General features: G+C 58.3%; 17 protein-coding genes and 1 tRNA gene. 17 read left to right on the forward strand and 1 reads right to left on the reverse strand.

All coding sequences use genetic code 11. The annotated features are described in order from the left end of the window. Positions 1–22 precede the first annotated feature (22 nt). The 7 genes from ACR0L1_RS11945 to ACR0L1_RS11975 all read left to right on the forward strand — a co-directional run bounded on the left by ACR0L1_RS11945 (position 23) and on the right by ACR0L1_RS11975 (position 6,439). A complete protein-coding gene (locus ACR0L1_RS11945; RefSeq protein WP_480859017.1) occupies positions 23–1,264 on the forward strand; it encodes a pyridoxal-phosphate-dependent aminotransferase family protein in 1,242 nt (413 codons plus the stop codon). Positions 1,265–1,292: 28 nt separating this feature from the next. Continuing rightward, on the forward strand, positions 1,293–2,492 hold the full coding sequence (locus tag ACR0L1_RS11950) for a malate--CoA ligase subunit beta (RefSeq protein WP_170790024.1): 1,200 nt from the start codon (positions 1,293–1,295) through the stop codon (positions 2,490–2,492). Then, positions 2,489–3,379: a succinate--CoA ligase subunit alpha gene (gene sucD / locus ACR0L1_RS11955; RefSeq protein WP_170773545.1), complete on the forward strand. Its 891-nt coding sequence runs from the start codon at positions 2,489–2,491 to the stop codon at positions 3,377–3,379. The genes ACR0L1_RS11950 and sucD overlap by 4 nt, the downstream gene beginning before the upstream one ends. Beyond that, positions 3,379–4,350: a 2-hydroxyacid dehydrogenase gene (locus ACR0L1_RS11960; protein ID WP_480859318.1), complete on the forward strand. Its 972-nt coding sequence runs from the start codon at positions 3,379–3,381 to the stop codon at positions 4,348–4,350. The genes sucD and ACR0L1_RS11960 overlap by 1 nt, the downstream gene beginning before the upstream one ends. A 28-nt stretch (positions 4,351–4,378) precedes the next feature. After that, positions 4,379–5,356: an HpcH/HpaI aldolase/citrate lyase family protein gene (locus ACR0L1_RS11965; RefSeq protein WP_480503809.1), complete on the forward strand. Its 978-nt coding sequence runs from the start codon at positions 4,379–4,381 to the stop codon at positions 5,354–5,356. A 220-nt stretch (positions 5,357–5,576) separates the two neighbouring features. After that, positions 5,577–6,098, forward strand: coding sequence for a DUF4142 domain-containing protein (locus ACR0L1_RS11970; RefSeq protein ID WP_170773541.1), 522 nt, complete (start codon positions 5,577–5,579; stop codon positions 6,096–6,098). Further along, positions 6,098–6,439 carry a plastocyanin/azurin family copper-binding protein gene (locus ACR0L1_RS11975; RefSeq protein WP_480859020.1) on the forward strand — a complete coding sequence of 114 codons (342 nt, stop codon included), beginning with the start codon at positions 6,098–6,100 and terminating at the stop codon, positions 6,437–6,439. Before ACR0L1_RS11970 ends, ACR0L1_RS11975 begins: the two co-directional genes overlap by 1 nt. 102 nt (positions 6,440–6,541) lie before the next feature. On the opposite strand, the gene ACR0L1_RS11980 is transcribed toward ACR0L1_RS11975, so the two are convergent. After that, positions 6,542–6,626: transfer RNA gene (locus ACR0L1_RS11980), tRNA-Leu, on the reverse strand. Between the two features lie 392 nt (positions 6,627–7,018). Here ACR0L1_RS11980 and ACR0L1_RS11985 point away from each other — a divergent pair. From ACR0L1_RS11985 to ACR0L1_RS12030, 10 genes are all read left to right on the forward strand, one after another. Then, positions 7,019–7,426, forward strand: a complete 408-nt coding sequence (locus ACR0L1_RS11985) for a hypothetical protein (protein WP_174819453.1) — start codon at positions 7,019–7,021, stop codon at positions 7,424–7,426. Between the two features lie 2 nt (positions 7,427–7,428). After that, a complete protein-coding gene (locus ACR0L1_RS11990; protein ID WP_480859021.1) occupies positions 7,429–9,438 on the forward strand; it encodes a dynamin family protein in 2,010 nt (669 codons plus the stop codon). An 8-nt stretch (positions 9,439–9,446) separates the two neighbouring features. After that, on the forward strand, positions 9,447–11,096 hold the full coding sequence (locus ACR0L1_RS11995; protein WP_480859023.1) for a dynamin family protein: 1,650 nt from the start codon (positions 9,447–9,449) through the stop codon (positions 11,094–11,096). 30 nt (positions 11,097–11,126) lie between these two features. Then, positions 11,127–11,528: a hypothetical protein gene (locus ACR0L1_RS12000; RefSeq protein WP_170773536.1), complete on the forward strand. Its 402-nt coding sequence runs from the start codon at positions 11,127–11,129 to the stop codon at positions 11,526–11,528. 23 nt (positions 11,529–11,551) lie between these two features. Beyond that, on the forward strand, positions 11,552–12,391 hold the full coding sequence (locus tag ACR0L1_RS12005) for a hypothetical protein (RefSeq protein ID WP_480859024.1): 840 nt from the start codon (positions 11,552–11,554) through the stop codon (positions 12,389–12,391). A 67-nt stretch (positions 12,392–12,458) separates the two neighbouring features. Continuing rightward, a complete protein-coding gene (locus ACR0L1_RS12010) occupies positions 12,459–14,501 on the forward strand; it encodes a dynamin family protein (protein ID WP_170790018.1) in 2,043 nt (680 codons plus the stop codon). Then, complete coding sequence (locus tag ACR0L1_RS12015) at positions 14,498–15,778, forward strand: dynamin family protein (protein ID WP_480859026.1); 1,281 nt, start codon at positions 14,498–14,500, stop codon at positions 15,776–15,778. The genes ACR0L1_RS12010 and ACR0L1_RS12015 overlap by 4 nt, the downstream gene beginning before the upstream one ends. Before the next feature lie 337 nt (positions 15,779–16,115). Beyond that, a complete protein-coding gene (locus tag ACR0L1_RS12020) occupies positions 16,116–18,320 on the forward strand; it encodes a serine/threonine protein kinase (protein WP_480859028.1) in 2,205 nt (734 codons plus the stop codon). 202 nt (positions 18,321–18,522) lie between these two features. After that, positions 18,523–19,557 carry an FHA domain-containing protein gene (locus ACR0L1_RS12025; protein ID WP_480859030.1) on the forward strand — a complete coding sequence of 345 codons (1,035 nt, stop codon included), beginning with the start codon at positions 18,523–18,525 and terminating at the stop codon, positions 19,555–19,557. Positions 19,558–19,560: 3 nt separating this feature from the next. After that, complete coding sequence (locus ACR0L1_RS12030) at positions 19,561–20,349, forward strand: PP2C family protein-serine/threonine phosphatase (protein WP_170790014.1); 789 nt, start codon at positions 19,561–19,563, stop codon at positions 20,347–20,349. Positions 20,350–20,359 lie beyond the last annotated feature (10 nt).

A 20,359-nucleotide genomic window follows, 5' to 3' on the forward strand; every position in this document is an offset into this window, starting at 1 on the left:
CGGTCGTTTTGGAGGATCGAACGTGACATTTCAAATCTACCCTACCCTCGAAATCCCTGAAACACTTGCTGCGGGTCCTGGCCCCGGCAATACGGATGCCCGTGTTTTGCAGGCATTCGCCAGTGCCGGTGTTGCCGACCATATGCAGGGCGACGTTCTGCGCGGTATGATCGAATGCAAGCACATGCTGCGTCAGATCTGGGGGACTGAGAACACCTATACTTTCGCTGTCGCCGGAACCGGTTGGAGCGGGCTGGACACCATGTTCTCGGCCGTGATGCCGGGTGACAAGGTTGTCGCCTTTACCAACGGCACCTTCTCGGGCATCGATGCGCTGACCCTGCGGATCAAAGCCGCCACCCCGACCGAGCACGCAGCAAACCCGCTGGACCCGCAAGCTGCCAGCGTCACCGTGATTGAGGTGCCCCATGGCCAACCCGTCACCGGCGAGATGGTCGACGAGGTTTTGGCGCAGCATAAACCGAAATGGGCCTTCATGGCGCACTGGGAAACCGGTTCGGGCCGTGTGAACGATATTCAGGGCTTTTCGGACGCGTGCGAACGTCATGGCGCGATGGGCCTGATCGACGCTGTGTCGTCTCTCGGTGTGTCGGATTTCCGCATTGACGATTTCCCTGGCGTCGCAGGATGGGCGTCGTGTCCGCAAAAAGGCCTGTGCTGCCTGCCGCTGACCTATGCACCAGTCAGCTTTACCGACGCTTATATCGAGGTATTGAAGACGTCGGGCGCTTATTCCTACGTTCACAACCCGATCTTCGAGGCACGCCACTGGGGCATCGTCGATGGACAAGATGTCGAGAAAGGCACTTACCACCGCACCCATTCGGGCTATGCCGTGGCCGCCTTCCATGAATCCCTGCGCCTGACCCTGATCGAGGGGTTGGCCAAACGTGCCCAATCCTACAAAACGCACGAGGCCGTGCTGCGCGATGCCGTGACTGCGATGGGATGCCAGGTGACGTCGGATATGCCCAGCCTTGTGGTGTTGAACCTGCCGCCGGAACTGGCCGGTCGTGAGATGGAGCTGGTGCAGAATTGTCGGGCACAGGGATTTGGTATCTGGCCGACGCTCAGCGCGCCTGTTCAGGTCCGGATTGGCATCCTGAACCAGCTGAACCACCAGGCCATCAGCCACATCGTGCGCCTGTTCGGCCAAGCGGTGCAGGACATGGGCGGCTCCGTTGATCTTGAGGCGGTCGAGGCCCTGCTGGAAAGCCGCTACGGCACGTCGATCGCGGCCTGACCGCGCTGCATGAACGGGAGGAATGCAGATGGATATCCATGAATATCAAGCGAAAGAATTGCTGTCGAAATTTGGTGTCGAGACCCCTTCGGGGGCCTTGGCCTACAGCCCCGAACAGGCCGCTTATCGCGCGCGCGAACTGGGCGGTGACAAGTGGATCGTCAAGGCGCAGGTCCATGCCGGTGGGCGTGGCAAGGCCGGTGGCGTCAAGCTGTGCAGCTCGGAAAGCGAAATCCATGCGGCCTGTGACGACATGTTCGGCCGTAAGCTGGTCACGCATCAGACCGGGCCCGAAGGCAAAGGCATCTACCGCGTCTATGTGGAATCCGCGGTGCCGATTGATCGTGAGATCTATCTGGGTTTTGTGCTGGATCGGTCCAGCCAGCGGGTGATGATTGTTGCCTCGTCTGAAGGCGGGATGGAGATCGAGGAAATTTCAGCCGAGCGTCCCGACAGCATCGTGCGCTCGATCGTTGAACCGGCGGTGGGCCTGCAGGAATTCCAGGCCCGCGAGATCGCGTTTAAATTGGGGCTTGAGCCGAAGCTGACCCAACACATGGTCCGCACCTTGCAGGGTTGCTATGCCGCTTTCAGCGAGCTGGACGCAACTATGGTCGAGATCAACCCGCTGGTCATCACTGGCGACGACCGTGTTTTGGCACTGGACGCGAAGATGAGCTTTGACGACAACGCTCTGTTCCGTCGCCCTCAGATCGCTGAACTGCGCGACAAAAGTCAGGAAGACCCGCGCGAAAGCCGCGCGGCGGATCGGGGCCTGTCTTATGTCGGGCTGGATGGCAATATCGGCTGCATCGTGAACGGCGCCGGTCTGGCTATGGCCACGATGGACACGATCAAGTTGGCCGGTGGCGAGCCTGCGAACTTTCTGGATATCGGTGGAGGTGCCTCGCCCGAGCGGGTGGCCAAGGCCTTCCGGCTGGTTCTGTCAGATGACAATGTTCAGGCGGTTCTGGTCAATATTTTCGCCGGTATCAACCGGTGCGACTGGGTGGCCGAAGGTGTCGTGCAGGCGCTGCGCGAGCTTGAGATTGACCTGCCAGTTATCGTGCGCCTTGCGGGCACGAATGTTGAAGAAGGTCAGAAAATCCTGGCCAAGTCGGGCCTGCCGATCATCCGCGCGACGACACTGATGGAAGCCGCCGAGCGCGCCGTAGGCGCATGGCGCAACGATTTGACCCAAAACACCAAGATGAGGGCCGTGCAATGAGCATTCTTCTGGACCGTGATAGCCGCGTGATCGTTCAGGGCATCACCGGACGCATGGCACGCCTACACACTAAGGATATGGTGCAGTACGGCACCAATGTCGTCGGCGGCGTTGTCCCGGGTAAGGGTGGCGAAACCGTTGAAGGTGTGCCCGTCTTTGACACCGTCAAACAAGCGGTCGAGGCCACCGGCGCCGATGCCAGCCTTGTCTTCGTGCCGCCCCCGTTTGCGGCGGATTCGATCATGGAAGCCGCAGATGCCGGTATCCGTTATTGCGTCTGCATCACCGACGGTATCCCGGCGCAGGATATGATCCGCGTCAAACGCTACATGTACCGCTATCCCAAGGACAAACGCATGGTGCTGACCGGCCCGAACTGCGCTGGCACCATCAGCCCCGGTAAGGCGCTGTTGGGGATCATGCCGGGCCATATCTACCTGCCTGGCAATGTGGGCATCATCGGACGCTCGGGCACGTTGGGCTATGAAGCCGCAGCGCAGTTGAAAGAGCGCGGCATCGGTGTTTCGACCAGCGTCGGCATCGGCGGCGACCCGATCAACGGCTCGTCCTTCCGCGATATTCTTGAGCGTTTCGAACAGGATGAAGACACTGAGGTTATTGCTATGATCGGCGAGATCGGCGGCCCTCAGGAAGCCGAAGCGGCGGAATATATCCGCGATCACATCACCAAGCCCGTTGTGGCCTATGTCGCGGGTCTGACCGCGCCCAAGGGCCGGACGATGGGCCATGCAGGTGCAATCATCTCGGCCTTTGGCGAAAGCGCCAGCGAGAAGGTGGAAATCCTGTCGGCGGCGGGCGTGACCGTGGCCGAAAACCCGGCGGTGATCGGCGAAACCATCGCTCGTGTCATGGGAAAGGCTGCGTGATGGTCAAACCTTCGGTCCTTGTCACCCGTCGCTGGCCTGCCGCCGTCGAGGCGCAACTGGCCGAAAGCTATAACACCGTGCTGAATACCGGGGACATTCCGATGTCCCCGGCCGAGATCCGCGACGCGCTGAAAAAATACGACGCGGTTCTGCCCACTGTGACCGATACGCTCAGCGCCGAGGCGCTGGACGTGCCCGCCGCGCAAACCAAAATCCTCGCCAATTATGGCGTTGGCTACAGTCATATCAACGAACCGGCCGCCCGTGATCTGGGCATGACCGTGACCAACACGCCGGACGTCCTGTCCGAATGCACCGCCGATCTGGCCATGACGCTGTTGCTGATGGCCGCCCGTCGCGCGGGTGAAGGTGAGCGCGAGCTGCGCGCTGGTGGCTGGACCGGGTGGCGCCCGACCCATCTTGTGGGCACCAAGGTCAGCGGCAAGACGTTGGGCATTATCGGTTTTGGCCGCATCGGTCAGGAAATGGCCCGCCGGGCGCATCGCGGGTTCGGTATGAACATTCTGGTACAAAACCGCAGCACGGTCTCGCCCGACGTACTGAAGCAATTCAACGCCACGCAGGTCGACACGGTGGACGATTTGCTGCCGCAATGCGACTTCGTCTCGCTGCACTGCCCCGGTGGGGACGCGAACCGTCACCTGATCAACGGGCGCAGGCTGGACCTGATGAAGCCTGATGCCTTCCTGATCAACACTGCGCGCGGTGAGGTGGTAGACGAGCATGCTCTGGTGCAGTCGCTGATGTTCGAAACCATCGGCGGGGCCGCGCTGGATGTGTTCGATGGCGAGCCGCGCATTAGCCCGGACCTGCTGCAATGCGACAATCTGGTGATGCTGCCGCATCTGGGCAGCGCCACCCGTGAATCGCGCGAGGCCATGGGCTTTCGCGTGTTGGACAATCTGGGCGACTTCTTCGCAGGCCGCTCACCCCGAGACCGCGTGATCTAACGCACACTTCTTTCAAAGGACCAAACCCATGAGCTTTTATGCCATCGAACAGGCACCCGCGCGCCTGAACCGCAGCGAACTCGCCGTGCCGGGCAGCCAGCCCAGTATGTTCGAAAAAGCGGCCCAGTCGGATGTCGATGTGATCTTCCTTGATCTGGAAGACGCGGTCGCGCCCGACGAAAAGGAACAGGCCCGCAAGAACATCATTCAGGCTTTGAATGACATCGACTGGGGCAACAAGACCATGTCCGTGCGGATCAATGGTCTGGATACCCACTATATGTACCGCGACGTGGTCGATGTGGTCGAACAGGCGGGTGAACGTCTGGACCTGATCATGATCCCCAAGGTCGGCACCGCAGCAGATGTTTATGCGGTCGACATGATGGTCACTCAGATCGAAGACGCGATGGGGTACAAGAAACGCATCGGGTTCGAACATATCATCGAAACCGCCTTAGGCATGCAAAACGTCAGCGAAATCGCGGCGGCCTCGAAACGAAACGAAAGCCTTCATTTCGGTGTGGCTGACTATGCGGCCTCGACCCGCGCGCGCACCACGATCATTGGTGGTGTGAACCCGGACTATTCCGTACTGACCGATCCCGATGGTGACGCATCCCGCGCAACCCATTGGGGCGACATGTGGCACTATGCGCTGGCGCGTATGGTCGTGGCCGCGCGCGCCAACGGCCTGCGCCCGATTGACGGCCCGTTCGGCGATTTCCAGGACCCCGAAGGCTATAAGGCGGCTGCCAAACGCGCAGCCGTTCTGGGCTGCGAGGGTAAATGGGCCATCCACCCCAGCCAGATCGCGCTGGCCAACGAAGTCATGTCGCCCAGCGATGCTGAAGTCACCAAAGCACAGCGCATTCTGGTCGCCATGGCCGAGGCCGAGACTGCCGGCAAAGGGGCCGTATCGCTGGATGGTCGCCTGATTGACTATGCTTCGATCCGGCAGGCCGAAGTCATGGTCGAAAAAGCAAAGCAGATTGCAGCCGCTTGATCTGCTTGCCTCGCGCGGCGCTGCCTGATCCCAAACAGCGCCGCGCGTTTTAGTCCCTTTTCTGTGGGTTTGGACGGTCTGACTTGCCAATCCTGGTTCACATTTGCGCGCGCGTTCCGAAATCTGAACGATCTGTGCTGGATTTTGAACGGCTGAGTATGTGGTCTTGATCATCGTTGGGGATACTGGGCGCATCAGTCCAATCCAACGGAGATCCGTCATGAAAAGATTCCTCGCCACTTTCGCCATTTCGCTGGCTGTCGTAACCGCTGCTTCGGCGCAGGACGTTGCTGATATGAGCGACCTGGAATACGCGCATATCGCCTATACTGCTGACAACATTGACATTCGCTATGCGCATCTGGCCTTGGCGCTGTCGGAAAATCCCGACATCCACGAGTTTGCCAATACGATGATCCGGGATCATACCGCCGTTAACGCAGCGGCGCTGGGACTGCTGGACAAGTTGGGTGCATCGGCGCAGGACAATGCATTCAGCCAGACATTGAATTCCAACGCGGAAGAGATCATCAACAATCTGTCGCAGCTGCGTGGTGCCGAGTTCGACAAGGCCTATGCGGCCAATGAACTGGCGTATCATCAGGCCGTCAACGAGCTGGTTGAGAACACCATGATCCCGAATATCGACAATGCCGAGGTTAAGGCGCTGTTCGAGCAGGGCCTTGAGATTTTCAAGGCGCATGAAGGTCATGCGGAAATGATGGTCGAGTCTCTGAACTGATGTCCAAACCTGTGTCACGTCGATTCGTCGTGATCGGAGCGGCTGCTTCGGCAGCCGCTTTGGTATCGCGGGGAAGTGCAGAGAATGCCCCAATGACGCATGAAATCCAAATCCGTCGCTTCAAGTTCGAGCCCGATCAAATACAGGTTCGTCCGGGGGATAGGATCAAGTGGGTCAATCTGGATATCGCACCCCATACAGCGACCGCAGTTGATCGCAGTTGGGACACGTTTGAGCTTGTGAAAGACGCAAGCGGTGAAATTGAAGTCACGGAAGGGATGGAACAGTCCTATTTTTGCGAGTTTCATCCTCATATGAAGGGCCGGATCGAAATCCTTTGATCGGTCGATTTGGCTTTACATAAGCCTCATCAAGCGAACCGTCGTCCCAATCTTTTGGAGCGCGGAAACCTGTTCCATTCCAACAAAAACTTTAGAAAGAAATGGTGCGGGTGGAGGGACTTGAACCCCCACGCCTTGCGGCGCCAGAACCTAAATCTGGTGCGTCTACCAATTTCGCCACACCCGCATCGTGGCATCTCGTGCCAGACTGAGGGCCAAATAGCAAAGCTTGAACCCAAGTGCGAGAGGGAAATTTCGACTCAGGTCAATAAATTCGGCTGGTCGGATCACGTCGTAATCACGGGCCTGCAGCGTTCGCCGCTTGCTCGCGTGGACAGCTTGGTGGTTGAGTGCATTATTGTCGCCTGCGGTCGCACAAAAATTATCTCTAAGATATTGTATATAAACAATAAACATATTTGCGCCACATTTCAAACGCCAAAAAATCTTATTCGCGTCAAATTAAGACCCCCTTGCAGATGGTTGATGGGCGCTGGGACCAGATGAGTCTTTTTGCCTCCGGGCGTTGTTGAAGAGCTTTTGCTCAACTCCAGAAAAAGGGTCGAAAACGTGACCAACATGATGAATTCCGCTGTGACCGAGCAAGACGCCGTTGGCCTTGCACGGGAAAGTTTTCTGGGCGAACTGAAATCCCTGAACCGGGATCATCCTAATACGGGTTTTGGCATTTCGTTGCGCACACATTCGGGGGGCCATTATCTGTTGGCCAATTCCCGCATGCCGCTGCCCGAAACCAAAGCCGCAGGTTTCCCCACGGGCCGCCGTCTGGCCTGTCTGGAAAACAGTGACAGTTTCAGCTCGATCGAAGTGCTAGCCGATTCAGGGGCTTATGAAAAGATTTCGCCCTCGGCAGAGGCTGCGATTCTGGGCAATGCACTGAACCTGATCGCGCGGATCGACACGCTGACCAGCGTGCAGCACGACCAGATAGACCACCCCATCGCCGCTACAGGAACCGGAGGTTAACCATGGCGCGTAACGATCACCTTTTGTCCGTTGGCAACGAAGCTCTGACACCGATGACCTCGGCCATGACGGCTTTGACCACGCAGATCGACCAGCTGACAGAAGTGGCGGATGCGCGCTCCTCGGCGCGTCTTGCGACGCTGAAAACGCGGATGGAGAACTTCACTGCGAGTGTCACGCTTGTGGGGCAGGTCAAGGCAGGGAAATCGTCGATCGTGAATATCCTGGCCGGGCGCCCTGCCCTGTTGCCGTCGGATGTGAACCCGTGGACCTCGGTGGTGACAACGCTGAACATCAACACCCGGACCGAGGGTGACAAAAAGGCCAAGTTTACTTTCTTTGAACAGGAAGAATGGGACAACCTGATGGTCGGCGGTGGCCGGCTGGGCGAATTGGCCAATCGCGCCGGGGCCGATGACGAGATGGACGATATCCGCCGCCAAATCGGCGAGATGAAGGCCAAGTCGGAAGATCGTCTGGGCAAGCATTTCGACCTGATCCTGGGCCAGAGCCATCAATACGATTATTTCGACGAAGAACTGATCCAGCGCTATGTTTGCCTCGGGGATGAGGATGACCCGGATATCAATCCAAAGACTGGGCGATTTGCCGATGTGACGAAGTCTGCGGAACTGTTCATGGACATCCCGCAATACCCGATTTCGCTCAGACTGTGTGACACGCCCGGCGTCAACGATACCTTCATGGTGCGGGAGCAAATCACCTTGCGCAGTCTGCGCGGGTCCGAGGTTTGCGTGGTCGTACTGGCGGCAAGTCAGGCGCTGACCACGATGGATATGGCACTGATGCGCATCATCGCGCAGTTCGAGAACCGCCAAATCATCCTGTTCGTGAACCGAATTGATGAACTGGCCGATCCGGTCAATCAGGTGCCCGAAATCCGCGACCGTATTCAGGACACGCTGAAACAGAACAATATTGACGGCAATACCAGCGTCGTGTTTGGCAGCGCGCTTTGGGCCGAGGCCGCACTGACCGGTAATCCTGACATCATGAACGAGGAATCGCGGCAGGCGCTGAACACCTTCTATTTGGCTGCAGGGTTTGGCGATCAGGCCCCCTCGCTGGACAAGATCTGGGCGCTTTCAGGCCTGCCCGATCTGCTGTTGGCGATGAACGAACGGATCGCCGAAGGCGCAGGCACCCGCCTGTTGGACCGTGTGCGCCACAAAGCGCGCAACATTGCCAGCCAAATCCGCGCAACTGCCGTAGCCAAGAAACTGTCAGATGGTGATGGTGTGGTGCGTGACCTCGACGGTGTCTCTCCTGAGCAGGCCATTGCGACCGTTATTGCGGAATATGACAAAAAGGCCGCTGTGCTGACCACATCCCTGCGGGAAAAAGTGCTGGAGCGTCTGAACTCGGCCGAAAAGAACTTTGTCAAACGCGCGACGGATTCCTTGATTGCGCATCTGGAAGAGAATGGCGAAGAAGGCACTTGGCAATACGATCCCGCCGGACTGCGGACCTTGCAAAAGGCGGCCTATTTCAGCTTTGCCCGCGCGATGCGTAAAGAGGCTGGTGCGCTTTACAGTGCTGCTGCGGCGGATGTTGAAGCCCTCTATCATAAGCTGCTGGGTAATCATCTTGGCGAGTTCGCAATCGAAGCACCAATTGTGCCGCGTGTCCCGCCCCCGTTGGGCATCGGGCGCACGATTGCGCTGGATTTGCAAAGCACGTGGTGGCGCCGCTGGTGGCAACGCCGCAAAGGGTTCGAGGCTTACGCCGCAGACTACACCCGCCTGATTGCGTCCGAGGCAAGCTCGATCACGAAGGATATCGAAGAAAACCAGATCGCGGCGGTGTTGGAAAACGTGCGTGCTGTTCTGTCTGACTTCCTGCGCGAGCAGAAAGAGACATTGCTGAACATATCGGCCACCGCCGAGACCGACGCATCCCGGAATGCGCTGATGGCGGGCATGGCCCCGCAGAAATCGCCCGACGATATCCTGGGCGACATCCTGAAAGATCTAAGCAACGAGGCAGCATAAGTAGCGACATGGCAAAAGATTCACAAACCCGCTTCGTTTCAACCAAGGCTTGGGAGCGCATTGAAAACTGGTCCCGGCGCAAACCCGTTTTCGCGCTAATGGGAGAGTTCAGCGCAGGCAAATCGACGCTGATGAACTTCCTGCTGCGCTCGGACGCTTTGCCGACGCAGGTCACCGCCACCCAACTTCCGCCCGTGTGGTTTAGCTGGGGTAAGCAGTCCGCCTATGTCCAACGACCGGATGGGTCCCGGGACACAATCGGATTGGATCAGCTTGAATCGGTCGGGGTCAACGACGCTCAGTTCGTTCGGATTTTCCTGCAATCGGATATTCTGGAAGCTGTCGATCTGATCGACACGCCCGGTATCTCGGATCCGAAGATCTCGGACGATGTTTGGCGGCGCGCTGTGGGTCAGGCGAATGGCGTGTTGTGGTGTACCCATGCAACGCAAGCCTGGCGCGAGACTGAACGCGCGACATGGGTGTCTTTGCCAGAGCGGTTGCAGCACAATTCACTGTTGCTGGTCACGCGGGCAGATGTTTTGGACGCAAAGGACCGCCAGAAAGTTTTGCGCCGGGTCAACCGTGAGGCTGGGCATCTGTTCAACCGTTCCATTCTGTTCTCGGCCCGCGATGCGATTATGGCTCGTGACAAAAGCGGCGATGCCGAGCAATGGGCGCGCAGTGGCGGTGGCAAGATGGTGGACAGTTTTCTTGAGATCACCGAACAGATCATGGACAACCGGGCCCATCAGTTGGCCAGATACCAGATTGATGACAGCCTGACCGGCGCGCCTGACATGAACGCTTTGCGCCCCGATGCCAACGGTGCGCGCGCACCACTGAAGCTGGTAGACCCGGTTGATGTCTCGGATGCCGAGGATGTTGTGACATCCTTCCCGGTTCGCCCCGCCCGAGTGGAACTTCGCAAGGACGACGCGGATCGCGCGCCTCGGATCGACGCGGACGAAGCGGAACGGATGCGTGCGGAGATGACGAACTCGCCCGAGGACGCACAGGAGGAAGACCTGCGATCCTTCTTCCGGGACGCCGAAGAGCCCGAAGTGACGTTGACAGAAATGTCCGCTGGAGCAGAGAGCGACTACACCGAGGTTGATGCGTTCGAACAGGAAGTTGCTGCATTCGAAGCTCCAGTTGACTCGGACGAGGAAACATTTGTCGATGCGCTTGAGGAAAAACTGGTTTCAACTCCAGAACAGCCCGAGGTTGAGGATACTTCGGCTCCGGAAATTAGCGCAGAAGGTTCCGTTTCGTCCATTGCCGCGTTGATGGCCGAACAACCCGAAAGCGCCGAGGACGAGTTCGAGCCTGAGCCCGAAAGCAACAGCCTGATCGACATTCAGGTTGTTCCTCTCACCGGTGCCAAACGGACCGACAGCGACGCGCAGCCCGAAAAGCTGGAAGATCTGCTGAATGTGCCCGCCGGATCACCGCTGAGTGCGGCCGCGATGTGGCGCGACATTACCGAGGACGAGGACCTGCCTCAGGATGCGGACGGCCTGAAAGCTATGTTCCAGTCCTTCCTGGTCGAGTTTGACCAGATCGCGGCAGAACACAGCGCCCGCAAATCTAAGCAGGACATGTCTTCGCTTGCCAAAAGCAACAAATCCGGCGGGGCCGAGTGGCATGTTCTGTAACCGACCGGCAGGTAGAAAGTAGACGTTCAGATGCCTATCGAAGCCGCTTTGAATGCCGCCATGAGCACAATACCCGACTGCATCGCAGCCGGGTATGTCGATATGGAGACGGGGATGTTGTTGGGCTCGGTCACGCCGGACCCAAACGATGCAGAGATTCTGGATACGCTCGCGATCGCGGTTGCCAACCTGTTTCAGGGGCGTGGTGTAAAGGGGTTCGAAGCACTGCTGCGCGAGGCCGGCGAGGATGCGAATGAACCGACTGGATTTGGTGAAATTGCGGTGTTCTCGAAAGACCGTTTGAACATCTTCCTGCGTACCAAGGCCTATCCGGACCATGTGCTCTGCTACATCTGCCGCAGCAGCGCCAATCTGGGCCTTGCGCTAACGAAATCACACCTAACCCGCGGGCCGGTTGCGGCTGCGGTATAAGCGGGACCAGAGGGGGTCACGGCATGATCGACGCGAACATACTCGACATGCTCGAGAATATCGGGCGCAGCGTTGTCGCGCGGGTGAATCCAGCGGTAACCTTGACAGGAACAACGGCTCAGGATCGGCGTGATCAGGTTTTGCGCACTATTCGCGGAACCGTTTTGCCCCGCAGGTTGGAGTTTACGGCAGCCAATGGCGACTGCCTCGCGATTGAGGTCAACAGCTCGCGCGTCACAGATGTTTTCTGCGTGAGCGACGGGGTTGCCCCTAATTTTGAAACAACATCGAGGGAAGAGTTGGCTGACCGCCTGGCGCAGCTTGTCAGTGACATTGCCACTGCCCCTGCCCCGCTGGAGCTTGTGTCCTTGCAACCTGATACAACGCTGGATGCAGATGATGTCGGGATCACGTTCAGCGAGATTTCCAAATGCTGCAAAGCGATTGAATTGTCTGCTGAACCAGTGGTGTCGCTGGTGCCAGATGCGCCAAAGGCAGAGGAAACGCAGGGCTTGGCCGATCTGTTCTATGACGGGTCTGACCGGTTCGGATTGGGTCGCGTGTTGGCTTCGGCCAAGGACGGGACCCTCATGTCCACCGCGGGCGATTGTGCTGCCGACGGTTCCGTGCATGTAAGTCAGGACCTGATGCAGAGTTTCGCGCGTGATCTGGCGGGTTGGGACAAGGATACCCACGCAGATCTGGATTATCCGCAGCTAATCGTCATGCGTCCCTCAGGCGGCAAAGGCACCGGGCTGGCCGTTCTGCATGACGGTGAAAGGGTCTCGGTCGTGACCCACGAGGCGCGCAGGCTGGGTGCTGTTGTGGGAGTATGGGCTGCGTTAAAGGGGACGGACGAATGATCGCGCCCCAACCATTCAAATTTTCCAAGAATCCCATCAGTGAACAAGTGTGACCAGGGTAAGTGTTATGAGTGAGAGTAATCGCCGCGAGTTGATCCGCATCGCCGAAGACCTGAACGAGGTCAGCAATGACGAAACACGTCAGTTTATCTCGCGCATCGTGGGAGATCTGTCGAACCTCAAGCCCTCGATCGCCTTTGTGGGTCAGATCAAGGCCGGGAAATCGCGCCTGATCAATGGTTTCACCGGTCAGGCCGAGTATCTGCCGTCGGACGTCAACCCGTGGACGACCGTGATCACTGACATGCATTTCGGCCATCCTTCGGGACGGACAGAGGGCGCCGAGTTCCACTTTTTCGACAATCGCCAGTGGCAAGCCCTGATCGCCGAGGGTGAAGAGCTGCGCAACATGTTCCCCGATGACGAGGACAGCTATAAGCGCGAGATGATCGAAGAACAGGTCGAGGCGATGAAAACCCGCGCCAAGCTGCGTTTGGGCGAAAGCTATACGCAGCTTCTGGGCCAGCATCACGATCTGGATCATCTGACATCTGACGATCTGGCGCGCTATGTCTGCGCCGGTGATGAGCCGTCCGAGGATGGCACGCTTGATCCCGGTTCCGATCGAGGGCTTTACAGCGACATCACCCGCAAAGCCGAGGTCTATTTCGACATTGGCCATTTCCCGTTCCCGATCACCGTCACGGACACACCGGGCGTCAATGACCCGCTGCTGATCCGCGAGGAAATCTCACGCCAGTATCTCAAGGAAAGCGATTTCTTTGTAGTTGTCCTGTCGGCGCATCAGGCGCTGTCGCGGGCAGACCTCAAGCTGTTCCGCCTGATGCAGGCGTTGGAACTGGGCCAGATTGTGGTTTTCATCAACCGTGTCGATGAGTTGGGCGGGGGTGCAGATGACGCGACCAAAGTCCGCGCTGATGTAATGGACGGGTTGGAAAAAGCGCTTGGGAATTCGGATATCGACGTTCTCATGGGCAGTGCGCAATGGGCGCACTACGCATTGACCGGCGATGAAACCGGCGTGAACCATGACGATGTTCTGGCCTGGCTACGTGCCCACCCCGAGCAGATGAAGCAATATCTGGACGGTGTCGAAGAGATCAAGCAAGGCCCCGGCCCGATTAGCCGCGAGGGCGTTCTGCGTTTTGCGGCCATGATCGCCTCGGGCCTGCCGGATTTGCGTCGCCATGTGACCCGCGCCCTGGCAGATGGGCCTCGCAACGAGCAGATGCAAATGGCGTGGCAACACCTCAACAGCTTTGCGCAGGGTGAGCTTGACCGCACCAAGGCGCATCTGCGCGCGATCGAGGATCAGGGCGCAGACGGGGCGGATGACCCCAGCGAAAACGACAAGACTCTGGCCGACCTGCGCGCGCTGGTCCAAGACAAGACCGAGATGATCGTCAAGGATATGGATGACGTTTTGGCCAACCTGCGTGGTGTCATGGACGATACCGTGGCCGAGGCCGTATCGGACGTGGTGCGTGGCCCGAACGGAGATTCTCCGCTGTTGGCCAAAGGGGGCGAGACAGAGCTGAACTTTGGCCCCTTGCGTGATCGGATGAGAGAGCTGGTGCAAGGCGCAACCCAAGTTGTCCGCCAGCGTATGCTGAGCGAGCTTTATGCGGTTGACATGCAAAGCAATGCGGCGTTGCGATCCCTGCCGGGCTGGCAGGACTCCGGGGACAACCGGATGAACACCAGCGCGGTTCGCTGGTTCCGCCCTGATACGACGGCCTTGACCCGTGGCATCACCGTGGAACTGCGCGTGACATGGTTATCGCGACTGATTTCGCGCAAAAGCGTGGTCAATCGGGCGGAACGCATGATCGTTCAGGAATTCGAAATGATTGGCGACGATCTTGTCGATACGGCCCGTGAAAACCTGCTGGGGCGTTTGAATACAGTGCTCGACCACTATCTGGCCCTTCTGGCAGGACACCTTGAGCATCGCGCTGGAAGTGGTGAGACCAACGAACGGACCGAGGCGCAAACTGCCTTTAACACCGCGCAACGGATTGCGGATGAACTGGGTGCTGTCTACGGACCGGGCCAATCAGAAATTGAAATACCAAAGGCTGCGGAATGATCGAATTTCCAGGGACCGAAAAGGAAGTACGCCAACTCGAGCGTTTCCTGACCGCGACTGAAAAACTACCATCCGACGATTCTGTGGATGACATGCGCGCGCGTGCACTGAGCCATGCCGAGCGGCTGTCGAATGCGATCAACATTGGGTTTGTTGGGGAGTTTGGAGCTGGCAAGTCGAGCCTCGCCAATATGTTGGCAGGGGCCGATATCCTGCCAACCGGACCACAGCATCTTAAATTGCCCTTGGTGATCGTGGCCTATGCGGATGAGCCGGAAACTACGGTGGGCTGGTGGGACAAGGAACCCAAGGTCTATTCTGGCATCGCTTTGGAAAAGGCAGCGGCAGACAAGCCTGATTTCATCTCGGTTGGGCTAAATACCCCCGCTTTGAAGGAAATTTCCCTGTTTGACCTGCCTGGTACGGGGTCGCTTGATGACGCGTCGAAAACTACGCTGGATTTGTTGCAATATGTCGATTGCGCCATCTGGTGCACCAATGGCACCAGCGCCTGGCGCGAGTCAGAGCGGCATTTGTGGTCCAAAGTCCCACCCGAATTGCGTGCAAACAGCCTGCTGGCCATCACACATACGGACCTTCCGCCGGTTCATGACGCGCTGGATCGGGTCCTGGCCCGATTGAACAAGGAAAAAGGCGATATGTTCCGGGCGGTCGTGCCTATTGGAACGCCGGTTGCCGTCAAAGCCATGGCGCAAGAGCCCGAGCCCGATTTTGCCCTGTGGCAGAGCTGTGGTGGTCAGAACCTTGCTGAGCAAGTATTGCAAATCGCCTCAGACCGGCGGCTGGGAGATCTGAAGGCCGCGCGGGATGCGCTGGAACGCGAGTTTCTGCCCTTCCTCGACAGTTTGACCCTCGACCAGCCTGCACCTGTCGCGTCGCCCTCGGTTCAAGCCCCGCTTGAGGCTGCGTTGCCTCCGTTGGAAAACCCGATCCTCGAAGATTGGTTGGCTGCTATCGCCAGCATCTATGAGGACTTACGTGAATCCTCGGATATGGAGCCCAGCAGTTTTCTGAGCAGCTGTCAGGAGATTGTCGAAGATTTTGCCGAGCGTCTGGAACAGGGTGGTGAGATTGATCCGTCAGCCGATTGGATTCCAGCCGAGTTTGAAAAGGCGACCGACCTGCTGTTGTTGCTGCAATTCGAAACCGGGGCCGGGCCGCTTAGGGATGCCGTCAGTATCCTCACACAGCTGAGTGACTGCCTTGCCTGGGCCGGAAGTCGCGCCGAGTCCGCTCACACAAAAACCGGAACCTGAGGTCATATCGCATTTGAATCGCGCCGCAGGGCGCGATTCGAGTTGTCAAGAATCGCGCGCTTATTGTTTCGGAATCGCGCAACAATCATCCTAAATCCTGCGTTCAGTCCGCAATTTCTTGCGGGTGTCGGGCTATATATTGTGCCGCTAGTCGTTCGGGAAACAATATATGCGATTCGCGAAGTTTTGGTTCTCAGTGAAGCCATGAGGCGGCCCCAATAAAGTCAAATTTGAAACGTCTAACGTTCTTAAGTGTCCTGCGGTTGTGTTTGGTCGTGAGTTGACGGGCAGTTTACCCGAACACGAACCGCAAAATGTTTAGAACGGGCGGAAAGAAATGAGCCACAATCAGGCTGTCGATACGACGCATGACGAACCCAAAATTGAAGGCCTGGCACCCGGTGCAAAGTTGTTGCGCGGGCAGTATGAAATCCTGCGGTTTCTCAGCAATGGCGGTTTTGGCATCACCTATTTGGCGCGCGACAGTTTGGAACGCGACGTGGTTATCAAGGAATGCTTCCCCGGCGCCCTGTGTCATCGCAACGGCGATACGGTCGAACCAATCGATCCTTCCTACAAGGACGACCTGCGCTCGATCATTGACCTGTTTATTTTGGAAGCCCGCAACCATGCGCGGCTGGTGCACCCCAACATTGTCGACGTTCATCAGGTGTTTGAGGACAATGACACAGCCTATATCGCGATGGATTTCATCAAAGGCTGCGACCTGCTGGATTATGTTGAAAACCCCGAGAATGATGCCGGTCCCGATTTCATCGTGCAGGTCACCGAAAAGATGCTGTCGGCCGTGTCCTTCATCCATCAAAGCGGGATGCTGCACCGGGATATCTCGCCCGATAACATTCTGATCAACGAACATGGTGAGCCCGAACTGATTGACTTCGGTGCGGCGCGGGATCAGGCGGCCAATCAATCGGCGGCGCTGTTGACCCTGCGTGTGATCAAGGACGGGTATTCGCCGCATGAATTCTATGTGCGGGGGGCCGAGCAAGGCCCAAGCAGCGACCTCTATGTTCTGGCGGCAACGCTTTACCATGCCATCAGTGGCGAACGCCCCATTGATGGTCAGACGCGGCTGACTGCCTTCAATAACGGGCAGGATGATCCCTATCAGCCTCTGACAGGTCGGTATGATGGATACCCCGATGGGTTCCTTGAGGCGATTGACAAGGCGATGGAGGTGCACGCAACCGATCGTCTGCAAAGCGCGCTGGACTGGCTGCGGATGTTCCGTGGGCCTGGCGTAATGTTCGATACCTTCGCTCACCGTCCCATCTCGGTCATTGTCGGGATGGATCGCAAGGATGAAGAGGCCGAGAAAGCCCGGATCAAAGCAGAAAGCGAAAACGCCGAGGCAGTGGTGACCGCACTGCTGGCAGGCAACCCGGATATCGTTCTGGGTCATGAGGACAAGAAAGAAGAGGAACTGGCCACATTCACCGCGCCTGAGGAACCCCCGGTCGCCGTTGATACCGTGGTCAAAAGCGGCTCGGGTGGTAGTGGAAAACTGATTGCTGCTGCCGTAGTCGTCATCGCGGCCGCAGCCGCAGGTGGGTTTTTCGTGATGTCGGGTCAGGACGCGCCTGCAACTCAGGACCTAGCCCTTGACGAAACTCCTGCCGAGATTGAACCGGTCGAACCACCCGAGCTGGCCGTGCTGCAAGACACGGCCCCTGTTGAGTTGACCGCGGCCACCGAACCGCAAGACATCGCGCCAGAGCTGACCTCACCCGAGGTTGACACTGGCGAACCGACGTCACCCAAGCAGGCGGAAGCATTGCCAGAACCTGTCGAGCAGACCCTGGCCGAAACGGCTGCCACAGAAGGGCTAGAAGCCCCGGCAGCCGACCTTCCCGCAGAAGATGTGACCGAAACTGTCGCGGAAGACCCGGTTGAGCCTGCAACTCCGGTCACTTTGGCCGAACAACAGGTGGCGTTTTCCCATTGGGACGTTGAAATTCCGTTCCAGACCTCGAAACGGCGCGCATCGACCGGCAGCGTCATTGCTGTGACTGGTGTTGATCCGGCGCTGGACATGTCCGTGATCGGAGATTGGGTGCAGCGTGGGGCCGCGATCTACACCCTGAATGGCGAACCGATCGAGGCCGACACCAGCTTTGCGGCTCAGGTTCTCAATGATCTCAACGTGGATCCTGACGGCTATACCCGCATCACCGCGCGCTATCGCCCGCTGGGTCAGACCCGCGCGCAGAACGGCCTGTTGGCTCTGCCCACCATGCGCATGGTGGGGCTGGACAACGGCTATGGCTTCACAGTTCGCAACAGTGGCGGTACCGGATGGCAAACCGTGGTCAAAAGCGTTCCCGCCGCAACCGCTGGTGGCCTGCAGGCGGGCGATATCCTGATCTCAGAGGCGCAGACGGGGCTGGCCATCGACGGGCCGGAAAGCCTGGATGCCATGCTGGCTGATCTTGTGTCCGAAGGACAAGCTGAAGCCCAGTTGAACGTTCTACGGAACGGTACCGAAGCAGATGCCACTATGCAGTTGACGCAGGAGTAATCAGACCGGTTCGTTTGTAATCCGCCAGTGTGTGTTTGCTGAGGGTCACGACAGTGGAGTGACCCCGACGGGAACCGGCCCGTCGCGGAAAGTACCAGTGACGTTTGTTTTCCATCATCAGTGCCTCTGCGTGATCTGCGAAGGGGTGAGTAGAAGCCCAGCGGGGCATTGCCCCGTGCCAAGAAACAAAGGTGTCGTCACCATGTTCAAATATAAAAGCCCTCTCAGCCGGCTTCTCGAAGGTGCCGGCAAACCGAAAGAAGCCGAGGCGGAAGACATCGCTGAAACCAGCGAAGACAAGCCCGAGCCGATTGCAGACTTCAACGCACTGCGCGTGGCGCTTGCTGGAAACAACATGCCAGCGTCGGACAGCTACGATGAGGCTGAGGACCTGATCCCCGAAGCCGAGATGCCGGACTTTTCCGAGGCCGATGCCGAAGACAGCGCTGAAACCGATGATGCGGCAATCCTTGCGGATGTTGTGGACGTCCTTGAGCCGACCGAAGAGCCCGCCGCCGAGGAAGAGATGGCCGAAGAAGACCCGATTGTGACGTTGCACGTTGCATCGGACGAAGAGGTTGACGAGGCCGAAGAAGAAGACAGTAACCTGTTTGATACGACGCCGGCCGATCCTGTGATCGAAGTCGTCGCGGAAGATCCTGCGCCCGAGTCGGTGGCCGAGATCGTGGAGGCTGTGGACCTGCAACCTGAACCACTGCCCAATGCTCCGGCGGCGCAGATGGCGGAAACACCGTCCGCCGCGCAACCGGCCCAGTCGGATCGTCGTGGTCGTGTCAAAACCACCTTCCTGGGGTTTGAGCGAGCCGACACCCATGTTCAGGACCTGATGGAAACCGCCGAGCCCGTCGCCAAAACCGAGACTGCACAGCAGACCTTTCCGGTCGGTTGGCTGGTTGTAACAGGTGGCCCCGGTCGCGGCGCGTGCATTACTCTGACCGAAGGGCTGATGCAGATTGGTCGCAACGACGATCAGGCGATCCAGCTTGATTTTGGCGACACCGGCATTTCGCGCAGCAACCACGCTGTGATTGCCTATGACCCTGAAGATCGCAAATGCTATCTGGGTCACGGTGGCAAGGCCAATCTGGTACGTCTGAACGGTAAACCCGTTCTCAGCACCGTGGCGCTGGCCAGCGGCGATTTGATCCGCATCAGCGAAACCTCGATCCGGTTTGCAGAATTCTGCGGTGACAATTTCGACTGGCGGGATGCCTGATAGATGCTGGCGACCCCGGCATATGACATTGCGCTGATCCTCGATCAGGGTCGGCGCGACACGCAAGAAGACGCGGTCGCCGCGCGCATGTTCGATGTGGCGAATGCTGGGTATATCGTGGTTGCTGATGGCATGGGCGGGCATGCGGCAGGTGACATCGCATCCGAGCTTGTGATCAAAGCCTGGCGGGGTGCGCTGGACCCTGAACTGGAAACGGGTGCGCCATCGAAGCCCGCCCTGATCGACGCCCTGCCCTTGGCGGCAATGCAGGCAAATGCGCTGATCGCGCAGCATTCCGAAGAACAGGGTGATGGTTTCAACATGGGCTCGACCCTGTTGGGTACTCTTCTGATGGGGTCGGACGTCTATTGGATATCGATCGGGGACAGCCCTTTGTACCTGTTCCGCGACGGAGCGCTGCGCCAGATCAACGAAGATCATTCGATGGCGCCGATCATCGACGCGCAATGCGCCGAGGGCAAGCTGACGCAGGACGAAGCGCATACGCACCCGGATCGCAACCAACTGACCTCGGTCATCATGGGCGCGGCGATCCCAAAAGTGGATTGTCCCGAACACCCCGTCGCTTTGACTGCGTCGGATGTTCTGATCGCGGGCAGCGATGGGCTGCAATATCTCAGCGATGCTGAGATCGAGGCCATAGTTCAGGCCCAATCGGGTGACTTGGCACAGGATATAGCCGACGCGCTTTGGCAGGCGCTTCGGGATAAAGGCGACCCCGATCAGGACAACGCGTCCATTGCGGTCGTGAAATTGACAAGAAACGAATGAAGGCAAAGCG

The organism is Ruegeria sp. J8 (assembly GCF_056531925.1).

Excerpts from the sequence above, each read along its gene's own strand:
- ACR0L1_RS11950 (WP_170790024.1), top strand. The coding sequence starts at position 1,293 with ATGGATATCCATGAATATCAAGCGAAAGAATTGCTGTCGAAATTTGGT.
- sucD (WP_170773545.1), top strand. The coding sequence starts at position 2,489 with ATGAGCATTCTTCTGGACCGTGATAGCCGCGTGATCGTTCAGGGCATC.
- ACR0L1_RS11960 (WP_480859318.1), top strand. The coding sequence starts at position 3,379 with ATGGTCAAACCTTCGGTCCTTGTCACCCGTCGCTGGCCTGCCGCCGTC.
- ACR0L1_RS11965 (WP_480503809.1), top strand. The coding sequence starts at position 4,379 with ATGAGCTTTTATGCCATCGAACAGGCACCCGCGCGCCTGAACCGCAGC.
- ACR0L1_RS11970 (WP_170773541.1), top strand. The coding sequence starts at position 5,577 with ATGAAAAGATTCCTCGCCACTTTCGCCATTTCGCTGGCTGTCGTAACC.
- ACR0L1_RS11975 (WP_480859020.1), top strand. The coding sequence starts at position 6,098 with ATGTCCAAACCTGTGTCACGTCGATTCGTCGTGATCGGAGCGGCTGCT.
- ACR0L1_RS11985 (WP_174819453.1), top strand. The coding sequence starts at position 7,019 with ATGATGAATTCCGCTGTGACCGAGCAAGACGCCGTTGGCCTTGCACGG.
- ACR0L1_RS11990 (WP_480859021.1), top strand. The coding sequence starts at position 7,429 with ATGGCGCGTAACGATCACCTTTTGTCCGTTGGCAACGAAGCTCTGACA.
- ACR0L1_RS11995 (WP_480859023.1), top strand. The coding sequence starts at position 9,447 with ATGGCAAAAGATTCACAAACCCGCTTCGTTTCAACCAAGGCTTGGGAG.
- ACR0L1_RS12000 (WP_170773536.1), top strand. The coding sequence starts at position 11,127 with ATGCCTATCGAAGCCGCTTTGAATGCCGCCATGAGCACAATACCCGAC.
- ACR0L1_RS12005 (WP_480859024.1), top strand. The coding sequence starts at position 11,552 with ATGATCGACGCGAACATACTCGACATGCTCGAGAATATCGGGCGCAGC.
- ACR0L1_RS12010 (WP_170790018.1), top strand. The coding sequence starts at position 12,459 with ATGAGTGAGAGTAATCGCCGCGAGTTGATCCGCATCGCCGAAGACCTG.
- ACR0L1_RS12015 (WP_480859026.1), top strand. The coding sequence starts at position 14,498 with ATGATCGAATTTCCAGGGACCGAAAAGGAAGTACGCCAACTCGAGCGT.
- ACR0L1_RS12020 (WP_480859028.1), top strand. The coding sequence starts at position 16,116 with ATGAGCCACAATCAGGCTGTCGATACGACGCATGACGAACCCAAAATT.
- ACR0L1_RS12025 (WP_480859030.1), top strand. The coding sequence starts at position 18,523 with ATGTTCAAATATAAAAGCCCTCTCAGCCGGCTTCTCGAAGGTGCCGGC.
- ACR0L1_RS12030 (WP_170790014.1), top strand. The coding sequence starts at position 19,561 with ATGCTGGCGACCCCGGCATATGACATTGCGCTGATCCTCGATCAGGGT.